Source organism: Citrobacter sp. RHB35-C17 (genome assembly GCF_013816795.1).
Lineage (GTDB): Bacteria > Pseudomonadota > Gammaproteobacteria > Enterobacterales > Enterobacteriaceae > Citrobacter_A > Citrobacter_A amalonaticus.
Genome location: NZ_CP057151.1, coordinates 30027 through 56631, shown reverse-complemented (window position 1 = coordinate 56631; position 26605 = coordinate 30027). Strand labels below are relative to the sequence as shown.

The 26605-nt window shown below is 50.6% G+C and carries 35 protein-coding genes and 2 pseudogenes; 1 reads left to right on the top strand and 36 read right to left on the bottom strand.

Annotated features, from left to right (window positions below; all coding sequences use genetic code 11):
• Nucleotides 1–2: 2 nt before the first annotated feature.
• The 33 genes and pseudogenes from HVZ37_RS22825 to HVZ37_RS23295 form a co-directional block, all read right to left on the bottom strand.
• Nucleotides 3–962 (bottom strand): conjugal transfer protein TraN, encoded by a 960-nt coding sequence (locus tag HVZ37_RS22825; protein WP_249418395.1) that lies wholly within the window; start codon nucleotides 960–962, stop codon nucleotides 3–5.
• Nucleotides 963–992: 30 nt separating this feature from the next.
• Entirely contained in the window at nucleotides 993–1928 is a 936-nt protein-coding gene (locus HVZ37_RS22820; protein ID WP_181628508.1) for a hypothetical protein, read from the bottom strand.
• A complete protein-coding gene (trbC, locus tag HVZ37_RS22815) occupies nucleotides 1921–2682 on the bottom strand; it encodes a type-F conjugative transfer system pilin assembly protein TrbC (RefSeq protein ID WP_181628507.1) in 762 nt (253 codons plus the stop codon). Before trbC ends, HVZ37_RS22820 begins: the two co-directional genes overlap by 8 nt.
• 76 nt (nucleotides 2683–2758) lie before the next feature.
• On the bottom strand, nucleotides 2759–3748 hold the full coding sequence (traU, locus tag HVZ37_RS22810) for a conjugal transfer pilus assembly protein TraU (RefSeq protein ID WP_104869170.1): 990 nt from the start codon (nucleotides 3746–3748) through the stop codon (nucleotides 2759–2761).
• Nucleotides 3745–4353, bottom strand: coding sequence for a type-F conjugative transfer system protein TraW (gene traW / locus HVZ37_RS22805; RefSeq protein WP_233897740.1), 609 nt, complete (start codon nucleotides 4351–4353; stop codon nucleotides 3745–3747). Before traW ends, traU begins: the two co-directional genes overlap by 4 nt.
• A 32-nt stretch (nucleotides 4354–4385) precedes the next feature.
• Entirely contained in the window at nucleotides 4386–4751 is a 366-nt protein-coding gene (locus HVZ37_RS22800) for a TrbI F-type domain-containing protein (RefSeq protein WP_233897739.1), read from the bottom strand.
• A gap of 154 nt (nucleotides 4752–4905) precedes the next feature.
• A complete protein-coding gene (gene traC / locus HVZ37_RS22795; protein ID WP_104869168.1) occupies nucleotides 4906–7506 on the bottom strand; it encodes a type IV secretion system protein TraC in 2601 nt (866 codons plus the stop codon).
• Nucleotides 7506–7970 (bottom strand): type IV conjugative transfer system lipoprotein TraV, encoded by a 465-nt coding sequence (gene traV, locus HVZ37_RS22790; RefSeq protein WP_181628506.1) that lies wholly within the window; start codon nucleotides 7968–7970, stop codon nucleotides 7506–7508. The genes traC and traV overlap by 1 nt, the downstream gene beginning before the upstream one ends.
• Nucleotides 7971–7979: 9 nt before the next feature.
• Entirely contained in the window at nucleotides 7980–9356 is a 1377-nt protein-coding gene (locus HVZ37_RS22785; protein WP_181628505.1) for a TrbI/VirB10 family protein, read from the bottom strand.
• Nucleotides 9353–10072 carry a type-F conjugative transfer system secretin TraK gene (locus HVZ37_RS22780; RefSeq protein ID WP_158661224.1) on the bottom strand — a complete coding sequence of 240 codons (720 nt, stop codon included), beginning with the start codon at nucleotides 10070–10072 and terminating at the stop codon, nucleotides 9353–9355. The genes HVZ37_RS22785 and HVZ37_RS22780 overlap by 4 nt, the downstream gene beginning before the upstream one ends.
• A gap of 2 nt (nucleotides 10073–10074) precedes the next feature.
• Nucleotides 10075–10638 carry a type IV conjugative transfer system protein TraE gene (gene traE, locus HVZ37_RS22775; protein ID WP_181628504.1) on the bottom strand — a complete coding sequence of 188 codons (564 nt, stop codon included), beginning with the start codon at nucleotides 10636–10638 and terminating at the stop codon, nucleotides 10075–10077.
• The gene (gene traL / locus HVZ37_RS22770; protein WP_104869205.1) at nucleotides 10635–10940 is read right to left on the bottom strand and encodes a type IV conjugative transfer system protein TraL; all 306 of its coding nucleotides are present in this window, start codon (nucleotides 10938–10940) and stop codon (nucleotides 10635–10637) included. Before traL ends, traE begins: the two co-directional genes overlap by 4 nt.
• 10 nt (nucleotides 10941–10950) lie before the next feature.
• On the bottom strand, nucleotides 10951–11295 hold the full coding sequence (locus HVZ37_RS22765; RefSeq protein WP_104869204.1) for a type IV conjugative transfer system pilin TraA: 345 nt from the start codon (nucleotides 11293–11295) through the stop codon (nucleotides 10951–10953).
• Nucleotides 11296–11427: 132 nt separating this feature from the next.
• A complete protein-coding gene (locus HVZ37_RS22760; protein WP_104869203.1) occupies nucleotides 11428–11880 on the bottom strand; it encodes a hypothetical protein in 453 nt (150 codons plus the stop codon).
• A 15-nt stretch (nucleotides 11881–11895) separates the two neighbouring features.
• Nucleotides 11896–12342, bottom strand: coding sequence for a transcription termination/antitermination NusG family protein (locus HVZ37_RS22755; RefSeq protein WP_248316300.1), 447 nt, complete (start codon nucleotides 12340–12342; stop codon nucleotides 11896–11898).
• A gap of 615 nt (nucleotides 12343–12957) precedes the next feature.
• Nucleotides 12958–13335 (bottom strand): relaxosome protein TraM, encoded by a 378-nt coding sequence (locus HVZ37_RS22750; RefSeq protein WP_181628559.1) that lies wholly within the window; start codon nucleotides 13333–13335, stop codon nucleotides 12958–12960.
• Nucleotides 13336–14443: 1108 nt separating this feature from the next.
• Nucleotides 14444–14626 (bottom strand): hypothetical protein, encoded by a 183-nt coding sequence (locus HVZ37_RS22745; protein WP_181628558.1) that lies wholly within the window; start codon nucleotides 14624–14626, stop codon nucleotides 14444–14446.
• A gap of 14 nt (nucleotides 14627–14640) precedes the next feature.
• A pseudogene (locus tag HVZ37_RS23200) lies at nucleotides 14641–14935 on the bottom strand (hypothetical protein).
• A 118-nt stretch (nucleotides 14936–15053) separates the two neighbouring features.
• Nucleotides 15054–15377, bottom strand: a complete 324-nt coding sequence (locus tag HVZ37_RS22740; RefSeq protein ID WP_181628557.1) for a hypothetical protein — start codon at nucleotides 15375–15377, stop codon at nucleotides 15054–15056.
• A gap of 20 nt (nucleotides 15378–15397) precedes the next feature.
• Nucleotides 15398–15616, bottom strand: a complete 219-nt coding sequence (locus tag HVZ37_RS22735) for a hypothetical protein (protein ID WP_181628568.1) — start codon at nucleotides 15614–15616, stop codon at nucleotides 15398–15400.
• A gap of 799 nt (nucleotides 15617–16415) precedes the next feature.
• Nucleotides 16416–16535: a type I toxin-antitoxin system Hok family toxin gene (locus HVZ37_RS22730; protein ID WP_223156217.1), complete on the bottom strand. Its 120-nt coding sequence runs from the start codon at nucleotides 16533–16535 to the stop codon at nucleotides 16416–16418.
• Nucleotides 16483–16632 (bottom strand): annotated as a pseudogene (locus HVZ37_RS23195) (DUF5431 family protein); the annotation flags it as partial. The gene HVZ37_RS22730 and the pseudogene HVZ37_RS23195, both read right to left, overlap by 53 nt.
• 157 nt (nucleotides 16633–16789) lie before the next feature.
• Nucleotides 16790–17116, bottom strand: a complete 327-nt coding sequence (locus HVZ37_RS22725) for a theronine dehydrogenase (RefSeq protein WP_114647682.1) — start codon at nucleotides 17114–17116, stop codon at nucleotides 16790–16792.
• Nucleotides 17113–17841, bottom strand: a complete 729-nt coding sequence (locus HVZ37_RS22720) for a plasmid SOS inhibition protein A (protein WP_181628556.1) — start codon at nucleotides 17839–17841, stop codon at nucleotides 17113–17115. Before HVZ37_RS22720 ends, HVZ37_RS22725 begins: the two co-directional genes overlap by 4 nt.
• The gene (gene psiB / locus HVZ37_RS22715) at nucleotides 17838–18272 is read right to left on the bottom strand and encodes a conjugation system SOS inhibitor PsiB (protein WP_181628564.1); all 435 of its coding nucleotides are present in this window, start codon (nucleotides 18270–18272) and stop codon (nucleotides 17838–17840) included. Before psiB ends, HVZ37_RS22720 begins: the two co-directional genes overlap by 4 nt.
• Before the next feature lie 40 nt (nucleotides 18273–18312).
• A complete protein-coding gene (locus tag HVZ37_RS22710) occupies nucleotides 18313–20358 on the bottom strand; it encodes a ParB/RepB/Spo0J family partition protein (protein ID WP_181628555.1) in 2046 nt (681 codons plus the stop codon).
• A gap of 74 nt (nucleotides 20359–20432) precedes the next feature.
• The gene (locus HVZ37_RS22705) at nucleotides 20433–20675 is read right to left on the bottom strand and encodes a DUF905 domain-containing protein (protein WP_181628554.1); all 243 of its coding nucleotides are present in this window, start codon (nucleotides 20673–20675) and stop codon (nucleotides 20433–20435) included.
• 64 nt (nucleotides 20676–20739) lie between these two features.
• Nucleotides 20740–21285: a single-stranded DNA-binding protein SSB2 gene (locus HVZ37_RS22700; protein ID WP_181628553.1), complete on the bottom strand. Its 546-nt coding sequence runs from the start codon at nucleotides 21283–21285 to the stop codon at nucleotides 20740–20742.
• A gap of 842 nt (nucleotides 21286–22127) precedes the next feature.
• Complete coding sequence (locus tag HVZ37_RS22695) at nucleotides 22128–22691, bottom strand: rRNA adenine N-6-methyltransferase family protein (RefSeq protein ID WP_181628552.1); 564 nt, start codon at nucleotides 22689–22691, stop codon at nucleotides 22128–22130.
• Nucleotides 22692–22738: 47 nt separating this feature from the next.
• Entirely contained in the window at nucleotides 22739–24121 is a 1383-nt protein-coding gene (locus HVZ37_RS22690) for a DUF3560 domain-containing protein (RefSeq protein ID WP_181628551.1), read from the bottom strand.
• A 49-nt stretch (nucleotides 24122–24170) separates the two neighbouring features.
• Nucleotides 24171–24401, bottom strand: coding sequence for a hypothetical protein (locus HVZ37_RS22685; RefSeq protein WP_048242099.1), 231 nt, complete (start codon nucleotides 24399–24401; stop codon nucleotides 24171–24173).
• Nucleotides 24402–24478: 77 nt separating this feature from the next.
• Nucleotides 24479–24721 (bottom strand): hypothetical protein, encoded by a 243-nt coding sequence (locus HVZ37_RS22680; protein ID WP_114647675.1) that lies wholly within the window; start codon nucleotides 24719–24721, stop codon nucleotides 24479–24481.
• Between the two features lie 18 nt (nucleotides 24722–24739).
• On the bottom strand, nucleotides 24740–24901 hold the full coding sequence (locus tag HVZ37_RS23295) for a single-stranded DNA-binding protein (protein ID WP_308446504.1): 162 nt from the start codon (nucleotides 24899–24901) through the stop codon (nucleotides 24740–24742).
• A 314-nt stretch (nucleotides 24902–25215) separates the two neighbouring features.
• Here HVZ37_RS23295 and HVZ37_RS22675 point away from each other — a divergent pair, with 314 nt between their 5' ends.
• On the top strand, nucleotides 25216–25458 hold the full coding sequence (locus HVZ37_RS22675; protein ID WP_181628550.1) for a hypothetical protein: 243 nt from the start codon (nucleotides 25216–25218) through the stop codon (nucleotides 25456–25458).
• A 39-nt stretch (nucleotides 25459–25497) separates the two neighbouring features.
• Here HVZ37_RS22675 and HVZ37_RS22670 read toward each other — a convergent pair whose 3' ends face one another.
• The 3 genes from HVZ37_RS22670 to HVZ37_RS22660 form a co-directional block, all read right to left on the bottom strand.
• The gene (locus tag HVZ37_RS22670) at nucleotides 25498–25752 is read right to left on the bottom strand and encodes a DNA polymerase III subunit theta (RefSeq protein ID WP_114647799.1); all 255 of its coding nucleotides are present in this window, start codon (nucleotides 25750–25752) and stop codon (nucleotides 25498–25500) included.
• Between the two features lie 169 nt (nucleotides 25753–25921).
• Nucleotides 25922–26113, bottom strand: coding sequence for a hypothetical protein (locus HVZ37_RS22665; protein ID WP_114647672.1), 192 nt, complete (start codon nucleotides 26111–26113; stop codon nucleotides 25922–25924).
• Complete coding sequence (locus HVZ37_RS22660; RefSeq protein ID WP_181628549.1) at nucleotides 26110–26547, bottom strand: DUF1380 family protein; 438 nt, start codon at nucleotides 26545–26547, stop codon at nucleotides 26110–26112. The genes HVZ37_RS22665 and HVZ37_RS22660 overlap by 4 nt, the downstream gene beginning before the upstream one ends.
• Nucleotides 26548–26605 lie beyond the last annotated feature (58 nt).

Genomic DNA, 26605 nt, shown 5'->3' with positions numbered 1-26605 from the left:
GGTTATTTAATCGGTGTGGTCGGGTTAGTATTGATGTTCGGATCGGCGGTGTTTTTGAATCCCGCCATGCTGTTGTTGACGCGATCTAACAGTTGCTGATCCTGGGGAACGTTGGATTGTCTGGCCAGATCGTCAAAAAAGGACGACCAGTCCATGTTATCAAAGTGCAGTTTCCCCAGCTCATCCACAGTTATTCCCCGGCAGTCCGGGCTTTTACCGCTACCAAAGCTAATCCCCAGCTGACCTTTTCGCCCCTGCTCCTGCACAATTTTTGAGAGTTTGGACTCAAAGACGCAATAGCCGGTTTTCTGCTGCACACAGGCACCTAATACCTCTGTCCCGCAATATGTACCGACCTTGACCGTTATTCCCTTCTCCCTTGCCTTACCTAACGCTTTCTCTTCATCGCTACAGTGCGCGAGACCGATATCCTCGCCCCAGCCACCTGACTGGCAGCAATTTTTAAAACCGGCCATAGCTTTGCGGCATGACTGCGGTTTGCCGGTAAAAACCCGCACATTCATTGAATCGCCTTTTGCATCCTCACCCGCTGCGGCCAGCGCCGCCAGTGCGGAAACAGCTTCTGCGAAACGGTTGTTTTTATCCTCTTTCGTTTCCATGCAGGTTCCGTCCTTACAAAAAAGCTCCCCGCCACAAATCTGGCCATTACCGGTGGATTTACTCTGACACTGATAAACTTCTTTTTGTGAGTAACAAATACCATTGATCAGGTCATTACATTGAGAACTGATCCGCGTACAGGATTTATCGTTTATATACGCCTTACATGTTCCGTTATTTTCTTTCTGGATTTCGTAATAGAGCACCTCTTTCCAGCAGCTGGCAGTGAAAGTCTGGGTCACACCCTGATAGGTTTCTGTTTTCGTTCCCCCTGGTTCTATACATTCTCTCTTGACCGGAGTCCCTAAATCTGCGGCATTTACCTGAAAACAAATAGCCATGACAAACAGAAATAGTATTCTGAGCATATTTTATTTTCCCTGATCACATGAATTGACTTCCTGAATTTCACCTTTCACCGTTTGTTCCTGGAAGTTATACGTTATATCGACAAATTCACCGTGAGGATAAGTACGGGTGGTGTAATCCAGGTAGTTATGAGGCAAAATCCCCCAGCCTTTTGCATTAGCGGTGAGTGTTATTTCCTGCCCGGCTTTTACAAACGTAGAGGGTATGTTCACCCATCCAGAAAAACTAAGTGTAATCCCTTGCCAGTACGTCTCGTGTCCACCATAAGTGACTTTACCACCGCTAAGGTAGCCGTCTTTCGCCATTACCCAACGATAGGTCATCGTATAGTTCCCCGACGAACCTGTTATCGGAAGTAAGTCACCCGACGCAGTACGGTTCTCTCTGGAACTTAATGTCAGTGGTTTAACTACCCCCTGGCCACCTGACCATTTAATGATTTTCGATACCACACACGTTGTCATTACGCTTAAATCGCGTTCACATTCATGTTTAATTGTGGTGACTTTATCGTAGCTGACATCCTTACATAATTGGGGGTCGAAGGTTTTTTCAGCATTATTAATAGCATCTTTGCCATTATTTAAAAAATCATCATCCGGTCTCACACCAGGCATATTCGGTGCATTACGTTTATGTTCCTGTATCGCAAGCCCCCATTGCGTGGTATTAAACTGCTCCAGTCCGGGCGCATTCATATCGCTGCCGGAACTGTCCACCCCGCCATAATATTCGCCGTATTTCTTTTGTGCGCCATTAGCGTCTGCCTCTGGCACAAAGTCATTAATGTTGTTACCGGCTTTATTGAATTGCCCCTCTACTGTGCCTTTGTTACCCTTCGCAAATTCAACGCCAGAAGTAAAATTGTCACTGTCGCTGGCACTTGCTGAGAGCGCTGCGGAAACCAGAAAAAGGGGTAGATATCGTATTTTATTCATCTTTATCCGCGCCTCTCAGAATACGCCTGGCGACATCTGAGCAATCGCCGCCCTCTTTCACTTCACGTAACAGCCCGTTCAGACTGATATCACCGTAAACCACATCGAATTTCTGACCACACTGAACAACCAGCGCGGGAACAGCGTCAATATGGAAACGCTTAAACGGTTCTGGATCGATCGCCACGCCCCCCTGATTGTTATCCTTAACCAGCTCAAACATTTTCGCGGTGGTCTTTTCCATGTTGTTCTCAATCAGACCTCTCACCGTGGCCGGGATTTTGTAGTGGCTGGCCTGGGAGATCATGCGCTTAATGGGTTCGTCCGGGATGGAGAAAGAAAGGAAGTAATACGCCTCACTCTGCGGCTGCTGTTTACCTTTCCCGCGTTGTTCGATCTGCTCCATAGCCTGACGCTGGCGGTCAGTCAGTTTTTGCATAAATTCCGCGTCCGGCTCCATTCCCTGCGGGAACGGTTGCCGCTTCTGCAATTCCTTCAGGAACGCCGGTGTTTCCTGTTTTTTGTATTCTTCAACACGCTGCTGCGTCTGACGGATAAAATCGGCGTTTTCCTGCGTCATGGCATCGTTAATCTTAACCCCCTGTAGGGGGTCAACCGCCGTTGTAGCTTGCTGGCTTAACTGGTCTGGCAGTGAGGAAAGATAAGCCGCATCCTCATCGCTGAGAGGTGCATTAGCCAGTGCAGCGGCCACGGCAAAAAACCACGCAAAAAGCGCAATCGTTGCTCTTTTCATAGAGACCTCAGTTTAGGGATAGATAGATAACTGACTGAAAAAATGAACAGAATTTATTTACATTGTGGTCAGCGAATTACAGATAGACGCAATTTCGCTTTCGCCAGAGTAGCAGACCGTAACTGTATGTATCAGCGGGGGTGATATGCCCCATTTCCCAGGTAATCGTGGAAGCCCCGAAAGGATGGCCTTTAATCACATCAGGGATCATTATCGTCTGTTGGTAACGCCAGCGCGTTTTAGGCACGATAGGCGAAGGATATTGATGACATACGGCCACATCAGCGCCGATCGAGTTCCACACCATCCCCTGCCGGTGGAGTTTAAACAGCATTCTCTCACTCATCAGCGCGGTCATTTGTAACGGCGTGTACTGGTTGTTATTACTACCGGTAAGGGGATAAATAGACCCATGCGCACCGGCGCACCAGAAAAGTGGTTCAAGCGGGTAAACGGTACTCGCCACCGCATCAGCGGCACAGGCCATCTGCGCAAGGACATTACCAAAAAGCGATTGTTCAGGCGTAAGCCAGGCGGCTAACACATCATCATTCCAGGTCGGATCAAGTTCTGAAAGATAACCAATATCCATATCTCCTGTTTGCATACATCCCACCGAAGTAAGAATATTCAGCCAGAAAAGAACCGGGTATTTGTACCAGTGAACATGATAGAAAACTTCCGGCACCTCATGATTGACCTGATCGCCAACACCATCGCCACGCGCGCCGCTGACATCAACAGTAAAACCGCCCATGCTGGCCATGCAAAATGGTGATCGGGTTACATCAGTAAGCGCCATCGGTTCCCAGAATCCAATCGCCAGACCGACACGATAAAAAATACCCATAGGGCAAATCTGTATAGGGCTGGCCGGGTTCGGGGTGTCTCTCATCGTTCCCTGCACCAGGGGGATAGATCCCATTGTCATCGGGAACATACAAGACCAGCACACATCCGTAATCGGGTTAACAAAACGCCCCTGGCAATTTGCCGCGCTTGCCTCCGCTTTCGGTGCATTGAAAAACAGACATGCCAGCACCAACAGAAACAGGCTATTTCTCATGGTGTCTCCCCTCTCAGGTCGTACACATCCACACGAAGCAATCTTCCCCCCGTCGCCAGCGTCACCCGCGCGGGGATCTCTTCAATATGAAAACGCTTTGTGAATGCGCTGTTCTGATCAAAATAAACCGCCTCGCCCAGCTCCTTACCGGCCTCGTTAATATTTCCATTTACCAGCATCACTATTTTTCGCTTAACACCGGTGTTTTGTTTTTTCACCCATGCCATTTGCCGCGCGTTGTCGCCGTCCACAAAGAAAATCTCATAGGGGAACGGGAAATTATCAGCAGGGTTAACCCTCTGCCCTTTGTGCGCGAAAACCCGTCCCTTGTGGTCGGCTATATCGTTTTCCACCACAATAGAAGGGTCAAAAGTGAAAGTATGTGATTTGGTGGCTGTGCGTATATTCGGCGTGGGTTTAGGTCTCAGCGTTGAGGCGATAACACGTTTTTTAGTTTCCTCCTGCAACTTCCCCAGCTCGCCGCTTTGCTCCATCTGAGTCAGCCGATCGTGAATAAAATCTAACATGCTTTGCTCATGTATGGGGTACAGGTCGCCCCATGTGCCTAACTCTTTGCCTGTGGCGGCGGTGGCCGCTACAAGCATAAGAAAGGCGCAAAGTGTGCGCCGCCTTTTCATCACTGAGTCCTCATACGCCGTGCGATATCAGCCTGGATGTCAGCCGTTATATCGTTCCCGCCTTTTACTACAGCGGCTTTTACATAAATGGGTTTACCGGTACTCTCAGCCCACTGAGTTAACGACTGATCAAGTGCATCATTAAAGCGCTCAATCATTTTCTGTTTATCCTGATCGCTGAGATTTTTATCTGCTGTCTGCAATGTAAAAGTATCAACCGTTCCGCGCATATCAAAATAATCAATACTGGATTGTTGTTTAACAATCCACGCTAATAAAAAAAGGCCACCGATAAAAATGATAATTTGTACCCCCGCCAGCCAGTCACTCAGGCTCATAAAGGAGAACTTTGATTTCTTTTCCATATATCATTCCTGTTTATTCAGATATGAATAATAAAAACAATAAAAAAGCGAATAAAATATATGCCCGCCATACATACGAGAGTAAATATAAAAATAATGGCGAGCACATACAGAACGCACTTGAAAGCCTCTCTCATACGTCCTCTTTATGGCGTCATGCGGCCAGATCGAAGCGATTCGCCCATTCCTCCAGTTCAGCCATTTCCTGTGGGAAGTTACGGTGAGCAAGGGCATAAACGGAATCATGAATATGCCAGCCCTGTTTACGTTTCTCCTCTATAAACTGGAAATCTTCACCTTTGGAGCTGTACATTGCGCGGGAAAGTGGATCAACGAAAAGCCGGTGGAAGGAACAGGTATCATTTATTCGAAGCATAAATGAGCTGAACCACTGATCTTTAGCATCACCAAACCTGCCAATAATCGCTTTTTCATACTCGTTGAACTGAGACGGGTTACGCTCACAATAGGCTTTAAATTCTGAGGCATCCTGTTTAGCCACAATCTTAAACGCAGAGTTCCCCCAGGCTGCTTTTGCGGCGCTCGATGCATCAACACTGTCAAAGTCCTTAATGTTCTGGCTGATAGTAATAAATGCGCCACGGTGACGGCGAACCGTTCTGTAACCCGTCTCGATGAACTGGCCAACCTTCTTATTCTGAAAGTTAAGCAGTTTCCACCCTTCATCTATCGCGCATACCTTTTTGAGCGTCCGGGGCGAGTGGTACATTTTATCCTCAATGTAGAGAATTAATGAGAACATCACCGCCACCAGAAGATCCGGCCGCTTCCCTAAACTCCCCATTTCGAGCACGATTAGTCGGGCTTCATCTGAGAGAGACGGCTTTTTACTGTTGAAATACTCACCGTACAGACCACCGCTACAGTATTTCCCCAGCAGGACGATCATTTCATCCAGCCGGGAAGCGAGTGTATGTGCTCCCTCCTGGCGATAACGCTCAACATCCTGGGCAAGAACAGCGACAACATCATCAATAAGCGCCTCGTTCTTCTTCTCATTCCACGCACTTTCAACGGCTGAAAGTAAAAGTGCGTCATGTACCTCATCCAGATTGCCATCAGGCGAGGCCAGCACGCCCATGAGATCGCGTATACGCTCACCGCTCTCAATAATATTGGTCACATTCGCAAAGGGGTTAAATGACACCTGAGAAGCATCGATGTAGGTGCCGCCCATGTTGTCACAGAACGACTTATACCCATCCCCCATATCGAACACCCACACCAGCCCCCCGCTATCCAGCACACTACGAAGAACTGGCTGGACAAGGCCGGTTTTACCTGCGCCGGATGTACCGCTGACCGCCATATTTGAGTTGGTGTTTCCCATACCATCACCAAACACATCAATAAAAGCGATTTGATTGCGGTAACTCGGCGCCAACAGCCCTTTTTCGCACAGGCGATTATCTGCAACCACCGGCATAAGGTTAACGGCCTGGATACTTTCAGAACGACGACAGGCTCCGTCTATTTTCAGATCCTGCCAGAGTCCTTCTCCGGCCATAAACGGCAATATTCCCATCCAGTTGCGTAACATCTTGAATTCTGGTTTTACAAGGTCTATCCCGTTTTTTTTGTAGGTATTGATTAGCCGCTGCTCGGCGGTCAATATTGCGTGATCGTTATCTTCCGTAAAGAGCGTGATGCTGTAGTGAAATTTAACAAGAGCGCTCTCTCCGCTAAGGAGTCGGGAGCGAATATCTTCCCACTCGTCACGCTCCTGCCGGATTGACGGCAGTATCTTGGCCATTGTGGAGTTGGCCAGCTTGTCTTTATTGAGAAACTTGCGCGTTGCTTCGTTCTGCTTTGCCGCCTGTTCTTCCGTTTCAATGATAAATGTCATGACAAACGGATCAGGAATGGAATTAGCCGGGTTTAACAGGTTGCTGATATTGTCACCGCTTTGCCACAACCTGAACATTTCTGGATTCTTATCCAGCATAAAGTTGGTAAGTCGGCACCGTTGACGTCCCCCGGCCGGATTAGGAAGTGAGTATTTAATCTCATCAGGGTAAATATCAAATTCAATACCAGGCTCAACACACTGATAGTTGATATCTTCCAGCGGGTTATAGCTGATTTTCTCCTTAAATATTTCTCCGGGGCGATGGTTGATGAGGTTATGCACCATGTTTAACAGCCCGTCACCATCCACCGGTTCAACATGCAGATAAGCGCCTTTAAGTGAAGCGCTGATTGTCTCCTGAATGTGCTTGAACTTGATTTTTGTTGCTTCAGGATCGCCTTTTTTGGGTTCCGTATAGCTGAAATAGAGTTCATAGTTTCTCAGCGTAACGGGCAACCCTGACGGGGTTTTAAAGCCTTTTACTGCGGCGTTCTGGTAATACGCCCTTGTGATACGGTTAAACTTATCGGCTTCCTTCCCCGTCCAGCTGAAATCCTGCAACCCGTAATCAAGAATATCCCCCACGATGGGGGACGATTTGAGGTGTACCGTCAGTGTACTGTTGCGCGGGATTTTCGTTTTTATCAGGTCATTAAGGCTGTCAACGATGGCCTCATTCCCCCCGATAAGCGGGGGAGCTTTCAGCACAAAACCAATCGTTTTTTTGTTGATGAATATCCCGAACTCCTCATCGTACAACCGGTAAGGAAGTAAACTGGCCACTTGCGGATAGCTCATCTCTGCCAGCGCATCATTGGCCGCTCTTGCCCCGTTGGGCGTAATCAGGGATTTTACCGCTTTCATGGTCGCGTTAATGATAGTCATTAGTGCCACTCTCCAGGCTGAACAACAATCGAAATCATGCTGTCAGAATGATAAGCGCCGTCTGAATCAATCCACGGCGCGACCCAAATCTTCCCGGTTCGCTCTGCTGCCCTGACGGGCTTTTCCGCTGGTTTAAGAGGGGAAGAATAAACAGGACTGGTCAGCGGTGTTTTAACCACACCAGAAACACGCTGATCGGATTTTACGGGTGCCGGGGTAATCACTTTAGTACCGGAAATATTCGGAGGTGAAATGAGCTTCGGGGATGGTTTAGCCACCTCTGGCAATGACCTCGCACCCCCGCTCTGCTTTTCCTGTGTTTTCAGCTTCGCTTGCTCATTTGCCTGGCTAATCGTCATGCAAACATCGCTGGCCGTAACATCACAGTCAAACGTTGATTTACTTCCTGAACAACCGGCGAGCAGCGCCACGCCCACCAGTGCAAACAGTGGTTTCAGTTTCATGGTAATACCTTAATTATCAGAAGGGAGTTGGGACGCGGCTCGTTTAAAATCTTCCTGAGTGAGCATGTCACCAATTTTGTATTTCGCTAACTCAGTGGCATTCTTCGCTTCGGCCTGAGTCTGATAAGCGGTCTGGTTTACGGCTTCACCTATACGGTTTCCGCCGTCACCGCGATCTCTTTTTTGTGCAACTTCTTTCGCCAGTTCAGAAAGCGTTTTGAGCTGGAATCCATCATTGAAAACCAGCTCCACCTCATTCCCCGCGCCAATGGGAATAATCGGGTGATACTGCTCGGCACGCTTAATGTAATAATCGCTGAGCGTATTAGCCGCTTTGGAAGCGCCGCCGCCCATACCGCTCTTAAAGACATCACCAAAGCCTGGTGTGGCCGTTGCCCCCATTCCCACCTGAGTTTGCCCCATCTGCTGGAGTCCACCGCCTAAACCGTTAACAAACCCGGCTCCCCACGCCCAGCCCAGGATCTCGCCGTTGCGCATAACGACTTCCCCTTTGATGCCGTTTTTCCCTCTGAACGACACATGCCCTTTTACTTCCTGATCAATTGTCTCACCGTCAATGATGCAACTGATTTTCCGGGTTCTGACCTCCCCCCTTTCACTTGAGACATCGCCATAAACCTTTAGGGATACAAAACACCCCGTAAGATCCAGCGTTTTATCATTGGGTAACTGAGTAAGGCCGGTAATCCGCAGTAACATCGGCGCGGTGTCATTCTGCCCGGTCACGCTGGCGTTAGCGTCGGCGCCTTCAATGATTTTCGACGGAGAAAAACTCCCGGAAGGCACATAAGGAAACTTGAAGCGGGGGGCATCCTCATCCTCGCCTTTCGTATAATCAAACGTTTTCCTGCTTAATACCGCGCTGCGGTTATCGACAATGCGCAGTTCGTCAGGCTGATTCTGATAGCCAGGCTGTCGCACATTATATGAATCAGGGCGGTAATTACCTGGCTGAACATCAGGGGCAGAAGCCGGAAGGTTAGGTGCCGGAGGGCTGTCAGCGCTGGTTCCCTTATTACGCTCCTGATCCCGGTTCTGCTGGACAGAAATAAGCTGTTTTTTCAGATCTTCGTTTTCACGGTTGAGAGCATCCAGACGGTTGTTTATCTCATTCATCCGCTGAGTGGTCATTTTGTTGAGTTTTTGCGCTTCCTCAATGGCGGCGGTCTGTACCTTGCCGGTAAAGTTTGTATCCACAACACCCGTAAGATCCGGCGCAGGTTGTGTAACCGGCGCGGATTTTTTCGGCGTTTTAAAGTGGTCGTAAGCTAACATCCCGGCTAAGGCCGTCCCCCCCAGCGCCAGCGCAACCCCCAGGAAAATGGCGTTCTGTCGCCGCTTCGTGACAAGATTGATATTTTTCAAGGCTCGTTCCTCACATCACGAACAATAATCGCCTCCATACGTCCACCGGCAACGAGGCTGGAGGCTTTAGGAAGGAACATTACGCTGCGCACACCTCCCCCTTCAAAATCGCTTTCACGTAAGGCCAGCGAATAATGAAGGGGGTTAGTGATTGTGTAGCGCTCGATGCTGAGATTCCCGCCGCTATAAAGCGCCGTTCGCTCAAGCGTTGCGGGAATACCAGGCCAGCTCACCTGCGTGGGTTTAGTGTTAATAAGGGTGTAATTAGGTGGCTCTTTACCGTTAGCCATTGCAGAATTGATATCGACAATTAAAGACTCATACGGGGTCTGTTTTTCCCACTTAATTACATTTTTCAGACTTACCGGCTCTGTTCCGTGAATGGTATAAGATGCCCCCATACCATTACGTGGCGTCACGTTAACCAGATAGCTGTTACCGCTTTTGGTTTCCAGTACCAGGGTAAACGGCTTTTCACCACTGGCGAGCAGGGTCAGCGCACCATTACCAATTTTTTCCTGATCCAGTAATGTTCCGCCCAGATTAGTAAGGCCGGTTATCTTGTCCCCTTTTACCGATATAAGATTAGGGTTTTCACGGCTAAGGGAAATATTAAATGTATCCCCGCTTTTCCCGCTTAAACCTGCTGCCGTTCCCCCCAGCGAAACCAGCACCGGAAGGGCGGCAATCAGCCGCCACCTGTTTTTATTACTCATATTCATTTTTTCTTTTTCACCTCTGCAAAGGATTTGAGGTAAAGCACCCCATCGGCAGCATCAAGCTCAAGCCGGTACACTCGCGGTTCCGCTATTGGGCTACTGCTTCCAATCCAGGTTATAAGCTCGCCGGATATATCCACGATCAGTTCTTTGGGGTATACCCTGAAACTGGATGGCGTAAATGAGGATGAAACGGCATTCGCCTTGATTTGTTCGGCTTCCTTATCAAGCAGCACTTTCATTTCTGGCCGTGCTGCGGGTTGTACCCAGCCAAGTAAAAATTCATGGTTACGGTCAACATTCTCAGGCGTAACGTTTAACCGCATAGGGAGAAAGGAAGTTGCAATCTGCTGGATATACGTGGCGCTCATTGTCTCCTCAGAGATAATAAACGGGGAATTGAACGCCATAGGAATGATAATTTTCTCCTTTTTATTGAGAATTTTGCTGTTAGTAATAGCTAATTGCGCGATTGAAAATAACGCAATCATAAGAAAGAAAACCAGACCTGAAATTATCCAGGCATATACTTTTGATTCATTGGGCGATGCTTTCAATTTCATAGCCACTTCCTAAGACTGGATGGAGGTACAACCTTATAAAAGGAAAAAACAAAATCAGGCATGTGCCAGTAAAGCCAGCTATAAAGCCAGCGACTGCCCTTGCCTTTTTTCAGATGTTTAATCCATATATATAAGATAGCACCTATAATCATCCCCACGGTTATGGCATTAAAAAATATAAATGCGATTAACGGTGGGGATAACGCCAGAATACATTCATCTATAGAGAAAAAGATGATTTTTGTTTCGACGTCCAGGGTCTTAGGAAAACGATACTTAAGATGATCTTTATCGTTTTCCATTCAGTCACCTTTATCCCACGATAACGTAAGCAATGTTAATAAAGATGGAAAGAGCAATGATCCCGCCTAACACCCGAATGTTACGAGTAAGGACGTAGAGAAGAATTGCAGCCAGGATTTCCAGAATCAGCATCCAGCGAATAACCGACGAATCCTTACCTACAGTATCCGTCACTGTCTGATCACCAGATTTAAGCAAGTCCTCCGCATTACACGTACTACCTGTTACAAAGAATAATGTTGTCGCCAGTACCACAAGGATAATGGAGAAAACAAAAAATGAATGTCTGGAAGCCTGAGAGTGAGAATCAGATTCCATGTAAAAACCTTCGTTATTGATAACTTCTGCTTTCATTGATTTATCCCTTAATAAAAGAACATTGTTCTGATGTGACCATTCACACCAGAATCATGTTTTTTAGAAGAAAGCGCGGAATTTAACCGCGCTTAACGGAGAATAAATTTAATGGGTTCAGGGTACATACTTTCAGGCGTTTTTGTTATCGCTCGATTTATTACTATCATTAGCCATTGAGAAAAAATAGCTCAGTACATCATCCAGACACTGAATAATAAGAAGTTCGAGAATATCAGCCTTTGTTACATACACATCTTTTTTGTTTAATATTCCGTTTATCGCAGAAACAAGGTTATCCAGGGCTAAAGAGGTTTTAGCATTTAAATAAACAGTTGTTTTACGAACACCAGGATTACTTCGGTCTCTTAACTGATGATTAAGATTAAGCTCAGTCAGCCCCATTAATCTGGAGGTAAAACGAAGGGCGAGGCATTCAAAAATATCAGACTGCTGAATACCTCGCCCAAGAAACATACCACATTTGAAATTTATCTCTGAAACAACAGAAAACACTTTTTCATAAAGACTTCTTCTGATGCTGATACTTGTGCCTTTCGACTTATCGACGGTTCTTGCCGTCATAGTTCCTCCTCATTATCAGGAAGTGCAACACTGAAATTTCTCAGCAATATAGTTAAGCAAGGCGATACTCCTTTTCTGAGGTTCGTCCATTAACAGTATTGCTGCAAAATCATGATCAATAGATCTCACACCTCTTGATACTTCCGATACATTTTTCAGTTCCATCAGCTCCATGATCATCTTATCAGGAACAGGAACAGGCTCAGCGCCGAATGAAATAAACCGCATAATGTACTGATGCGCAGTAACATTAGTAGGGTGAACACATTCGAAATCTGTTTTTATGAAAAGATAACCAGGGAAGAGGGGGCGATCTTTCTTTCTGTAACCTATGACTTTATCCGGCCTACGATAGTCAACAGTTTCCATTGGACAAAACCATGAAACGTTCAGGTAGTCCAGAAAGGAAAATACTGATTTAAAACGAGTGGGTGTAAAAGCCAGTACATACCATTTCATCATGTTTCCTTTCACGCGCTCTTTCAACTCGGATGACCCCGAAGAATATTTAAAGAAAGAGTTAACCAATGATGTACAAAACAAATGATGCCAACATTTAACACTATAATCAACACAACTAGCAGATCTTACGTTTACTTTTGACACCAAAAACAGTTATTTATTTCTATGAATATAGGAATAGTCAGAATTATTAGCTACTTTCAACGGTTATCAGCAAAACATAAGATCGTATCACATGCAAAATCCAGATCTTTATGTCGAAAAATAGACAAAAAATGAACATTCAGAAAGATATTAAATATCAGACAGATAATCCGATCAAAATCAATAAGTTAGGGAAGGCCAGGAACAGATAATATATATTTAACTTAAGTTACAGACACTATTTTGCTGTATCTTTTTTGAACAGGCAATAAACTAAAGCGACAGCTCAGCGCAGCTTGAGGAATCAAAGGAAAATGTAGTGCTATTGATAGTTAAATAAAGGTAAACATTTGTTGTACAGTTGGATAATAAACATCACAAACCATCTCTTTCAACCCTGCTGATGCAACCATCATCAGGGTTTTCATTTCTGGAGGTTAACGTAATTTAAAGAGTGATATGCCCTCTGACTCAGACACCATTTACAGCCGAGTCTACCTGTGTTTCTATGCTTTGCTTTATGTCGTCATAGCTACCAACCTTGTTTTTAAGGTTTTCATCAAGAGTGAGTTGCAGGGTTAACCTTGAATACATTTCAGCTTTCATGGCTCGTTTAAGCGTCTCTATCACTAAAGTTGCATTATCGCCATCTTGCTCACCATCATTCGCAACTGGCTCACTCTCTTTATTCTGTAGCTCATAGAGAATCATCCCCATGTCTATCAACTTAGCAGCCAAAGCCGATATGTTTGCTTCGTGACGTTCTGCCCCGTCTTTGAGCAAATTATCTATAATGTCGCTCATTTTTCTGTATACCGTAGAAGAAACATAGCTCTGTATTTTTGGCATTTAGTTGTCCTTATGTATGAATCCTATTAGAGTCGTTGAATATAAATTAATCCGCACTCTCTACACAACCTGTTTTTCAGCTTTATAAATTGCTGCGTTCATTGATGCATAAAGGCTATATGTAGCATATTTCACTACATTTCTGGAGTCTGATACGAATCCATAAATGCTTAAAGCAATATTAACTAATTGAAATGTAATAAATAGTCTGCTACGAATACAGACAGAATCCAATTGGATTCCCCGAATTGCACGACAAACAAACAGAAATCATAGCCAAATCATGTAACCAATTGAAAAATAACAATCTTGCAGAAATTTTATTTCTGCGTGGGGTGTGATGAAGTATATAAAAAGAGACGGCGAAAACTGGATAATCTTTGTGTCCTGATGAAATATCAGGTTCCGCCCTGGCAACCTCGTAAAAATATGCAGCTCACGGCGCATGAGTGACGTCATATGACATTTATCTCTCATTCCAGAGAAAAAAACCAAGACTGGATTACCCTTCTGAAAATCGTTCTGAGAAGATATTAATGCCAGAGGAAATATGATGGTATTCATTTTACCTGCGCTGGCGAACGGCTCCGGCACGGAGTGATTGCCAGGAAATACAGAATAGTTATCAGCAAAAAAAACCGCTCAATAGAGCGGTTTGTGGATTAATTTGATAGTGTTAACCATCGCCGATATTTTTTAACTTTATGCCTTAACATTCCCTGATCCTGGTTTGCCCTGAGTTTAAACAAAACATGATGGCATCTTTCGCCGTGGCCATTCGTCCAGAAAAGTAATCCCTCGTTTTGAACCAAAACAACGTTAAATCTTACACCACCGGATTGCTTTTCCCTGTAGACCAGATTTATAAAATCCCGCTTTGTCATAAAGCTCCCTTCTACAGCAGATCTTCACCAGGATTGTTTAACCGCCACCCCAATTCGCCCAGCTCCCACGGAGTCAACCGGGGCATTAAAACCGTTTCATGCTTTACAATTTTTCTTGCCAGAATTACAATTTCCATCGTTGACATATGGACACCCTCATAGTGATCGTTGTCAACGGAGTCAGATTGTTCGCGCAATCTGACTCCATCCAGTTCCAAAAATATTTATTCATTTCTCAGTTTTTCGATCATCTCCTCTTTTGCCGCTTGTTGTTCGCCTGGTGCATAGGCGAAATCAAACCAACTGTCGATATTTCTGATTACCTGCTCTTTATTGCACCTACAACCTTCGAACCAGAATTTAATATTCCGTTTCAAAGAGGCCAGTGCGCTAAATTCTCTTTCCATTTTTAAACCCTGATTTATTGATGTGATGAATGGTGAGCGAGATCCCCTCCGAGATGAAATAAAGAGTAAGAAAAAGCACGATGTTTTTCTGGATCTGTTTTATATGCGTTTTCAAAACCTTCTATTTTTATGGTGAAATTGTCCAGACAATCTTTAACCTGGCGCTTCAGGGATTCGCCTGTAAAATTATCAATGGCAGGTGTTTTATATCATGCCATTGACTCAGTGAGTTGAGTGTCCTCGCGAATTTCGCGGACACTGACATTTTTTACCATAAGTGGATATTACCTGGTAAAAGGTAACATTAATTTATTCATAACCCCATGATAATGTGAACACATCACCGACTGAAACAGTATCATTATCAAAAAATAAAACTTCCATTTTAATCTCCACCCTTTTTTTGCAGGGCTGTTTATTTCATATTTCAGTAATCTTCTTCCAGTTCACTCATCAGGTCGGCACACTCCTCATATGCACGTTCTTCTTCAGCCATTGTCAGCATATACCCCCTTTTCGCGGCCGCACCGATGAATACCGGGCGGTCTTTTAACGGCAATTCAGCCAGGTAATGCATGGCCATACTCAACAGTCTGGAATTATAAATCTCGTAGTACAGACCACACCCACGATTAGCCTGCTTTTCCATACGAGCCAGCACTACGTCCGCGCGAATAACATCAAATGGATTACGGGAATGAATATTGCGCACAAAGCAATCAGTACGCAGGGTCTTTTTTTTAGCTGTCATAACTATTCTCCTTCGGCGGATTAATTAACACCTAAACGGCGGAACATATCTGCAATAATATTCCGTCGCGTATATGAAGCACCGGAGGCTTTCAAATCAGCCAGGACATTAAATGCATAGCTGGCATTTTGTCCGTGGAATGTCAGTACCTTTGCTGCAATTGGTTCCGGGCATGATATTTCCCATCTTTCGGAAGATTCTTTGGTGGCGGTTTTGACGTTGAAGTTGTGTGTGTTCATTCTACTTTTCCTCTTGTCTGGTGGTTAATCCATCTCTCGGTGAGTTCCCTGGCGGCAAAGGGCAAAGGAGCAACGGCGTAAGGAGGAAGAAAAGGGGCGGAGACAAAAGTTTTTGCGGCCCCAGGCAAAAAGTTTTGGCGGAGTTCATTACACCCCTTGAATGACGACGCGACGGTGCTACGACCAGCCCTCCGCCGGGGGAACGGACGAGAGATGACTCACCAGTGGAAGGAGTGAGAATGAACACATCCGACACGGCGGAACGGCGTGGCGCCATCAGAGTGTCGGCAGATTTATCGCCGGCATGGTGAAAGCGGCGCATCCGTTTACGGATGCAGCAAGCGGGGTGTGGTAGTTGCGACAGCCTGGGATGGAAACCCGCTGCCCCGTAGGGGCCGGGCAGAGACAGCGCAGCTGGCTCGGTGCGGAGCATGACAGCCCCGGTTCCCGCCAGGGAAGTCGCCCGGATATCCTGAAACCGGAATTCTGTCGGTAATGGCAGAATGGACAGGAATATCGATACCGGGACTCATATCAGAAAAATGACCGATATCCATTTACGGCACCGGAGAACAGAGAAGGGTTACCGTAAGAGGGAAGAGAGCGGGCGCGCCACAGGCGCTGCCGCCCTGCCCCGTTCCCGAAGGGAACCTTCCTTCCTGGTTGTTTATGCATGCGGTCGCACCAGAGGAGGAAAAAGGGACTGCCAGCGAACCGGCAATCCCTTCATAAAGGCGCTTCAGGCATGTCAGACATCATCAGCCCCTCAATGGCGGGGGTTACCCCCCGCCGGGGTTAGCTACTTAGCGGATTCGTAAGCCATAAAAGCCGCCACCTCCCTGTTCGTGTCCCTGTACCGTATTTCGCATAGCGATTTCCGGGTCAGGTAAGTGAATATCAGCAGTGTGAGACACACTATTAATACACACCAGATCAGGGTACTTCGTGGCAGTTTCATGGCCTTCTTCTCCTTGCCTTGCGGCATCTAAGAGGCTATCCTGATGTTGTCTAGGCATACAGGTGGCCTCGTGGGTTAATGAAAATTAACTACGGGGCTTTCTGCTTTCTGCCACACAACACGGCAACAAACCACCTTCACGTCATGAGGCAGAAAGCCTCAAGCGCCACCGCCATTATACCGCACCCCGACACCGACTGACCAGGTATGCTGCATTATCGCGCTGATTTTCCGCGAAAATAATCCGGGCGGGTCTCCAGTTCGCGCTCGATGAGTTCATCGGCAAACAACGGCGCAATACGGTTTACACGGCGTTCCAGATTTCGCCTGCGGGCGGCGGCTTTCCGTTCATCGCTCCAGCGTCTGACCTGTCTCTCATCCAGAAAATCCACGCATACCGCATATCCTGCGCCAGCCACCCATCGCGACATCACGGATTCGGGCGCCTGCTGACCGGCCTCCACGACTTCAGATACCAGTTCATGCGGACCCGGACACGGCGTGCGCGGTAACTTCCATCTGAGTGAATAGCGCCACTTCATCCCCGGCTCCGGTCCGTCAGCTTGTTCGGAACCAGCCAGCGTTCAGCCTGCCGCACATGTTCCCGGGTATCCCTGACGATAAACCGGATTTCATGAATGACGCCGTACAGCGGCTCTCCGCTGTCACGCAGCCAGTCCAGCGACTTCAGCGATGAAAACCGCGTCCGCCATTGCCAGAATCCACGCTCCAGCTCCCGCGCGTCAAACTCGTCAGCCCAGCGCCGGTACCAGGTACTGACGGTTTCCGGTGACTGAAAATTAAGCTCTGTCATGGCCTGCCCCAGCAGGTTCTGTCGCAACAGCCAGGTATGCTCCAGAGTCCTTTCCTCCCGGCGCATTTTACGGGTGAAAGCAATTTTCTCGCGCTGCATCCGGCGGTCTGTGCGCGTGTGCATCACCTCCGGGAACAGTTCGGCCTGTACATCCGTGGATAACGGCAGCGGGCAATGTTCCCCCTTGCTGGCAATCAGGCGATCGAGTGCTTCTTCCACCTGTTTGAGGCTGGTCATACGGTTCTTCGGCTCCCAGTTCAGACCGGGAATGCGCTGCGCCACCGCTGTGTTAATCCGGCTGCTGCCTGTCAGCACGCGCAAAAAGGTGCGCACATGTGGCAGAGCTGGCAGACGAGCCCCACGGTTGCGGGACTCTTCTACCGTCATGATGGCCTGTAATGCCGCCTGACGGGCTGGCTTCAGCGTGACAAGGGCGTGTGATGAGTGGATCATGCCGCCCCCTCCATTGCCAGAATACTAAGAATGCTCGCCTGACTGTAACCATCAGCATCGAGGCTGGCGACCAGACTGAGTGTATGAGTGATGGCCTCCGGCGACCAGGCTGGTAGCGTGCTGATAATGGAGAACGGGCGACCGCTGACCGGAATAAAGACCACCATCCAGGACGGGCTGATATCACCGGGACTGCATACCGCGAGGCTGAAATTGCCGTGGGATGGCGTGAAACGGATCTGTACCGGGAAGAAACCGCCAAACTCGCTTCGGTACTCGCCGTTCATGTCCCAGTCTGCGGGACACGTCAGATCACGCATCACGGCATGAGTCAGTTCGCGGCGTAAATCTTCACCACCGTCCCGCCAGTCTTCATATTCCTGGGGGATCATAGTCTTCAGTACGTCCGGGGTAATAATGTTACGCATAATTATCTCCTTACTGCCGCCCCCGAAGGGGCGGCCTCCGTTATCAGGCTGCATCGGGCAGGGTGTGGTGGCTGTTTGCATCAAAAGCCGAACCGGGTGCATCAACACTGCCGTTTTCGGTATCAGATACGTTGTTTTCTGCATCAGACGGGGCTTTTTCTGCATCCGGGGCGCGCATCCAGACGGGCACCCAGCGGGTGTCCCGCATTTTGTCTTCTGCCAGTTCAGCCGCATCGCCTTTCTTCATCTTCTCCGCGTCCCGCGCCGCACCAGTCAGCCCGGCCTCGTTCAGCGCGGCGATGATTTGAGGTTTTTTAAGGCCAGTGAAGAAATCGGCCTTCGTCGGCTGCCACCAGTCGCGCAGGTGGAAAGCGAGGGCCGTTTCCAGCGTATCGAGCGGACTGCGGGTGGTGCCTCCGGTGCCGCGCGTCTGCATACCGTCAAGACTGCATGCCGTGCAGAAACTGAGCAGGGCGGTAAGGTCTGTGGTGCTGAGGGTAAAAAAGGTGGTGAAGTCCTGTTTCCAGCCCTGCGGCAGCAGTGCTTCCAGCCGTTGTCCTTCCTGCATCAGGGCCAGAAAAGCCACGCCCTCTTTACCGGACGGGGCGGTATTGGTCAGGGAATAATGCTTACAGTCCAGAGAGATCTGCGCGGGTCGGTTATACGCGCCGCTGCCGAACACGTTCAGGCAGAGTGTCCATGCCAGCAGTGCGACGGATTTTTCCGGCTGCTGCATCAGTGCCGCCTGGACTGCCAGCGTCCGTTCCGCACACATTTTTGTCAGCAGGGGAACGCTGATTTCGTCCACAGGTTCAGGCTGACGTTCATATGTCTTAACCTGAGCATGTTCTTCTTCCGTTTCTGACGGTTCACGCAACATCACGCCGCGCTGGACATACACGTCCCCCTGACGCCATGACACCACCACACCAGACTGTGCGCGCATTTCCGGCGTCCACGCCCGGACCTGCGCCGCGCACCCGATGACCGCCATCTCTGCTTCCATCACGTCGGTTTCATCGCTGGCAGTCTGGTTTTCGTCGTACAGATCCTGTAATTCGTCAAGGCGCTGCTGTTCCTGCTCCGTGTAAACCGCTTCAGGTTCATCCTGAATGCGGTAGACCATCGCATCCTCGCCGTGATAACTGACCGCCTCCATGCGTCCGGTGGCCCATGCCCAGCCCTCGGCCTCTTTCAGGCACTCCGCCACCACCTGGAGTTTTTCCAGCAGTGCGGTATCAAGCGCCAGTCTGTCCACAAAACCGCCCTGCTCATCGCTGAACAGGTCAGCGCGGATTTCTTCGACGGAGAATGCGCTTTCCCCGACAAATGCATATTTGCTGTTGTTGAGAGTGGGAACCTGACTTTCGGTGATCAGGTTACGGATCACACGCACTTCCGGTTTATTGTTCCAGCTCTCACGACAGGCCGATTCATAGACCTGCACCTGACGGTCAGTGTTATCTTCCAGCGCCAGCGCCTGACAGTGTTCTGTGGTAATTTTGTCCTCAGCCAGCGCCTGAAGAATGACCGGAGCCAGCCCTGCCAGCTTCAGCATGCGCTGGACGTGCTTCACACCGTAGCCCAGCAAATCACCGATTTGCGCCGGAGTTTTCCCTTCTTCAGCCAGTGAGCGGAATCCGGCGACCTGTTCGGCAGGGTGCATTTTCTTGTGTCTGCCATTTTCAGTGAGGGAGACAGCCCTTGCCAGTTCACGCGGCACCGCTTTATAAGAAATCCAGACGTTTTCAGGGTCTACCTTGCCTTCCCCGACCAGCAGCCCGATCGCTTTTGTCCGGCCGCCGCCACATACCACTTCCAGCCGACCATCGTCACATTCCACCACCACAAGGTTATGGATCTGCCCGACCGCATGAATACTGTCGGCATACCCCCTGATTTCTTCCTGCGTGTGCGGGATGATGCGGCAGTTCAGTTCCCCGATAAAAAGGCGGGACCAGGCGGTATAACGGATTGGGGCGTTATCCAGTGCGGTAACCAGGACATCTGATTGTGCGCCCTCTTTACGCGCAGTCGCTTTGGGACTGGATTTTTTGGCTTTTTTTGCATTAGACTCGGTGACTGACATAGTTAATACCTCTCTGATATTGATGATTGTCCGGCCCTGCGGAGTTACCGCTCCGGCAGGGCACCTCTTACTGCTTACTGCGTGTTACGGATGCCATAATCCCGGATATAGCGGTTGATCCAGTACTCGCCCCCCGGTTCAAAATTCCATGTACGCCAGACCATTTCCCCGTTCTGACGAACCACCAGGCGAAAGTGCGTCCCCTGATCGTCTTCAATGGCGACGTTCTGATACTGCGCGGCCACCGCTTCGGCCTGTTCGCGGGTGAACGTGCCATCAGGCAGGGACTTCAGGGGTGGTGTGGTACTGTCTGTCATGGTGTTTCTCCTGTATCAGCCCCGTCATCCGGGGCTTTAATGAAAATCAACTGTGTCAGGTCATTCAGAACGGAATGTCATCGTCGAAGTCATACGCCGGATCGGGTTGCGCTGGCGGCTGCTGCGCGGCAGCAGTGGCGTTTTTGCCTTTTGCGCCCCTGCCCCGACCTTTTGCCCCGCCGGACGCTGCCGGAGGTGGGGTTTGCGCCGCCTGTTGCGGCTGTCCGCTGAACTGCTGACCACTCTGAGGCTGACTTTCACGGCGACCGCCCAGCATCTGCATGGTGCCGCCCACGTTGACCACCACTTCAGTGGTGTATCTGTCCTGACCGGACTGATCGGCCCATTTGCGGGTACGCAGCTGGCCCTCGATGTAGACCTGAGCACCCTTGCGCAGGTATTCACTGGCGATTTCCGCGAGTTTTCCAAACACGACAACACGGTGCCATTCGGTGTGTTCGCGCATCTCCCCGTCCTGTTTGTCACGCCATGTTTCAGACGTCGCCAGGGTAAGATTTGCCACCGCGCCCCCGTTGGGCATGTAACGCACTTCAGGGTCCTGCCCCAGATGACCGACCAGAATGACTTTGTTAACGCCTCGTGCTGCCATGATGAATCTCCTTAATCCGTTGTTTTGCTTTTAAAACCATCACCCGTTGAGTTTCGGGAGCCGCGGTTTTGACGTTTGCGGGAACCTGCTGTTTTGTTCCCTCTGGTATGACCTTCACCCGTTTGAGAACCTTCGCCGCAAGGGGCATACCGGCCACGGCATGGCGCATCTGTCCGGGGCAGAACGCAAAAGTTTTTGTCCGCCTGCGGGCAAAAACTTTTGTGGGCTGTTCATTTCACCCTGGACAGTTAATGCGGCAGGTTGTGGCTGTATCAGCCCCCGGCGACAGGGACTTAAACGGGGGAACGGCGCCAGGTGCGGCAATGAGCAGGGACCCGCCGCAACGACGGAGCGCGGCACGCGAAACGGCGTTGCGCCTTACAGCCCGGCAGTTTCACCGCCGGGGTGCCGGAAGCGCAGGCCACGGCGCGTCAGGGGCGGCGCGGCCGGAACGGGCGCTGCAAGCCCGGTGTTGACGTTGCGACAGTGGGATGGAAACCCGCTGCCCCGCAGGGGCCGGGCAGAGACAGCGCAGCTGGCTCGGTGCGAAGCATGACAGCCCCGGTTCCCGCCAGGGAAGTCGCCCGGCGTCAGCAAAGCCAGAGAGGAAATATGACTGACAGTGATAAGCATCATCAGCATGACATTCCTGTCCATATTCACGGACAGAGAGATATGTCAGGGCAGGAATACACCGGTTCGCTGACAAAAAACGGCGGATAACATGAACAGACGCGGACGGAGGGAGGCGGCGCGCCTGCGGCCCCCTTCAGCGCCGCAGGCGCGCGGCCTTTTGTGGTGGATCAGGACGGGGGTATTCTCCCCGCCTGGTTACAGTCCCGTCAGTTTTGTATTCTGAGCAGAACGGTTGAAACAGCGGTATACGTGAACGTGCCACGCGGCAGCGGTTCCCAGACGTCCGACAGGGGGCGGAGTATCTTCTGCTGGCGTGGCCCGTCGAGGCAAATCGCCGCCAGTGTCCCGCCGGAGTCGAGCAGCGTTAAAGCGTGCTGTATATGCCGGATATCCTGCGCATGGCTGAACGGCGGATTCATCAGTATTTTGCTGTAGCGGGTTTCCGGCTGCCAGTCCAGAAAATCCCGGCACCAGACAGTCACGCCCGGAAATGCCGCCCGCAGATGTCCGGCTAACGCCGCGTTAAGCTCCACGGCGTCACACCGCGCCAGTGGTGCTGCCTCCCGGATGGCCCGTAAAATAGCCCCCGTCCCCGCCTCCGGCTCCAGTATCCGGTCTGAATCCGTAATATTCGCCAGATCGACCAGCTGATGACAGACCGGATCGGGGGTGACGAAAAGCTGTGAGCTGGCCCGGATTTCGGTAACGGGTGTGCGCCCGTCGAGTCTGGCCCGCATCGCCTGAATGCGGTCCCTGAGTTCGCTATGCATGATAAATGGCCCCTGTATCCCCGGCGCAATGCCGGGGAGGCTGACAGTTATTTTTTCGGAATTTCGACGGTTTTCATGTCGGTGATGTACACCGTATCAAGCGTATAACCGCCGGTCATGATGCGGCGGAACCGGTACGCGCCATGCTCATCATTTTCCGCCACACCCCGGACGGCCTTATAATCTGCCGGGGTTTTAGCCCATTCGGCCTTTGTCATCTCCCGGAAACCCTCACCCGGATAGTTGACGATCGGCGGACGTTTTGCGGCCTGTTTCGCAGCGATGGCCTCTTCGGCGGTCGGTGCTTTATAGTCGGTGATACGGTCAGGCGTCAGCGTCATTGTCCCTTTGTAGCCCATAAAGCTGTAAGACGGGGTGACAACCGAACTGACCGCGCCGTTGCTTTTATTGATGCGGATGATGGTCAGCCACTCACCCCGGCTCTGAACCTGCCCGCCCTGCTCAAACTCCTGCGTACGGGTGACCACGCCGCCGCTTTCGTCCAGCATGGCCCGCTCATACGCCAGGCGGTTCAGGTAATGATTAGCCCAGCGCTGCTGATGACGGATCGAACGCTTGTGACAGCGAACCGCAATATCGCGGGCCTGTTCAAAGGTGATAATCCCGTTATCAAGTGCCGAATGCAGGGACATCCGGCCTTCGTACTGGCTTTTCTCCGGCGGACGCGGGTACTTATCGAGCGTGAAACAGGCAGGAATGTGGTCGTAATGACTGATAAGCTGCGCCATTTTCAGATCCAGCGTCTCCGCCTGCCACATCGTCAGATATTTCTGCGACTGTGCAATGGCCTTTTCGGATTTGCGCAGATCCGCCTCAATCTTTTTAATACGGCGATAACGCACATCAGGGCGCTCTTTATACTTCGCATGACGCAGGGATGCCTGCGCCCGTTCCGCCCAGTATTCCGCGCGTTCAAACAGCATTACGGCGCGTTTCATACCGTTCTCGATGCGCTGCGCATCCCGGCGTGCGCGTCGCTCGCTGTGGTGGCCCACGAGGATCGGCTGACCGGACGGAATAACCGATGCCAGCGCATCCACATGCGCAAGTTCCTGCTCTGACTCTCCGGCGCGCTTGTCGCTGTAGACGCTGAAACGGTCGGCGCGTTGCTCCTGACGCTCAAACAGGGTGTTGTCGTCGTCTTCAATGTCTCCGGCAAGGGACAGAAGCATATCCTCACGGGCAGGCGTCCAGGCTGGCGCGACAAACAGTTTCTGTTTCGGCGCCCAGCGAAAACCCACATCGTGGATTTTTTTCCAGGTTTCCTCATCGAGACGCAGCGCGGCGTAAAGGCGCAGTTTGTTGTCATCCGGGGAGTACGTCGCCCGGTACGTCTGAGCGTGGTCATCTTCGCAGGATGTCGGCGGGGTCAGGCCGGCACTGAATGCCTGTGCGGTGGTCTGTGTCATGGTTTTCTCCTTCCGTTGGTTGCCGCCCCTCGCGGGGCGGCTCACCTCATCAGTTAAATGCGCGTTTCAGTTCAAGGGTGCGGAGCACCTGCCCGATAGCGGCGTTTTTCATCGCGGGAATGTGAACGCCGCGCCCCTTGCGGATACTCCTGGCGATATGCCGCCCGAACGCCTTTAACGCCGGGTCAATCTCTGACACGGAAAGCTCGGCGCGACTGATGCGCTTATGTCGGCGGGGCTTTACAGCCTCTGCGGAAGGTGAAACAATAGAAACGGTCATATAGTTAACTCCTTCTGGTAGTTAATGGAGCCGTAAGAACCGTTCGAGCGATTTTTACGGCGTGGATAAAGCAGGGTTTACCCTGCTTTTTTCATTTCTGCGTGTTGCCTGTCTGTTTCTTCAGCCTCCTTCTGTAACTTATCGGTGATGTCTTCGGGATCGCCTAAAAGCCAGCCGCTGACGGGTCTGTAACGTTCAATAAACGCCCTCACCGCGCCTTTTCCGGTCATGGCCTGTACACGGGTAAACATGGGTAAAACGCCGTTCGCATCACGTCCGGTAAACGCAATCTGATACGTCCGCATCGCCTGAGCCTGCATTGTCTTTCCTCCTGATTTTTAAAGAACATCACCCGTTGAGTTTCGGGAGCCGCGGTGTTGATGTTTCGCGGGAACCTGCTGCTGTATTCCCTCTGGTATGAACTTCACCCGTTTGAGAACCTTCGCCGCAAGGGCGTAAACGAGCACGGCCCGGTGCAGATGTCCGGGGTGAGCGGTCAATTTTTTACGGTCTAATGAAGCCTGCGGAATGGCCGGAAAAAATTTATCGCGAAAGGCTGTGCCGCCCCTGGACAGCCAGGCGGGTTGTGCTTGTCTCAGCCCCGGCGACAGGGACTAAAACGGGGGAACGGTGCCAGGTACGGCAATGAGCAGGGACCCGCCGCAACGACGGAGCGCGGCACGCGAAACGGCGTTGCACCTTACAGCCCGGCAGCTTCACCGCCGGGGTGCCGGAAGCGCAGGCCACGGCGCGTCAGGGGGCGGCGCGGCCGGAACGGGCGCTGCAAGCCCGGTGTTGACGTTGCGACAGAGGGATGGAAACCCGCTGCCCCGGAGGGGCCGGGCAGAGACAGCGCAGCTGGCTCGGTGCGAAGCATGACAGCCCCGGTTCCCGACAGGGAAGTCGCCCGGCGTCAGCGAAACCAGACAGGGAGCATAATCATAAGCAGGAACAGGAACAGGAACAGGAACAGGAACAGGAACAGGAAGCGTATTATCACCGGCAGGCAGAAAACACCACACACTGGCCAGACAAACCTGTCAACCGGCATGAGTGACATCAGGACGGAGACAGGTAATCCTCATCAGAAACAGCGCTATTTTTTAACCTCATCATCATTTTTTGCATATTCCGGGGAATTTTTATCCGGGAGCTGCGCACTCAGCGGGCGATAATGGTGCAGCCGCGCCCAAAAATACTCTCTCAGATGTTCAGGCTGTTCCCTGGCCACCAGTTCAGCAACAACCGGCATGGCCAGACGTTCTTTATATGCCACCCCTGATGCCACCAGGTCCACCGCGATCTTATCCTGTTCTTCTCTGGATTTTGCGGCGAGATTAAATCCGGACATCACATCCTCCGACAGAATGGAAACCTGCTGTAAGTGTACGTCATATGAATCAGAGGGGGAAAGGACACGGAGCGGCGCGCAGCGCTGCTCTGGTCCTTCCCCGCAGGCGTAAGCCTGCACGGGTTTTACGCGCGGGCTGACAGGCGGCCTCCCCCGCCTGCCCTCATATTTACTGCCCTTTCCCGCCCTGCAAGATGAAATGACCGCCAATGTACACGGCACACTGACAGGTCATATATTCGCAGATTTCATCCATCACCTGCGCGGTCGTCAGTTCCCGCTGGCCTGCATCACGGCGGCGGGCATTAATCAGCGCTTTATACTGGCGAAGAATTTCGCGAGTTTCGGGTCTGATCTTCATGGCTGGTTTTCTCCGGTCAGGTTATGCGCCGTGGTATCAGTGGAGAGCAGGTATCGCAGCGTATCCAGCGCGGCCTCTTCTTCGGCGATCCTGTCCTGCGTCTGATAACGCGGGATATTCATTCCGGCTTCCATCAGGGGAAGAAGTGTGCGCAGCGCATCTTCAGGAATGGCAATCTGACGGGGTGGCCGCAGCGCGGCCAGCCGTCGCAGTTCTCCTTCAACAAAGTTCCGGCCAATACCGTCACGCCAGAGTGCATCGCTGTCCGCGTCCCCGATGGCGCGCAGAACCGCCTGCGTGTCGGGAACAGTCGGATTAAAAGCCGCACCCACTTCCCGCACATCTTCTTCATTCCAGATAATCACGGCAATTTTTTCGTTATTCTCAAAGACTTTCAGTAAATTACAGCAGATATCACTGACAGTTCCGTACATTGGGGGTTCCTCTAAATGAATGACAGTTACAGCGGGGCGGCATCGCCGCCCCGTCGGT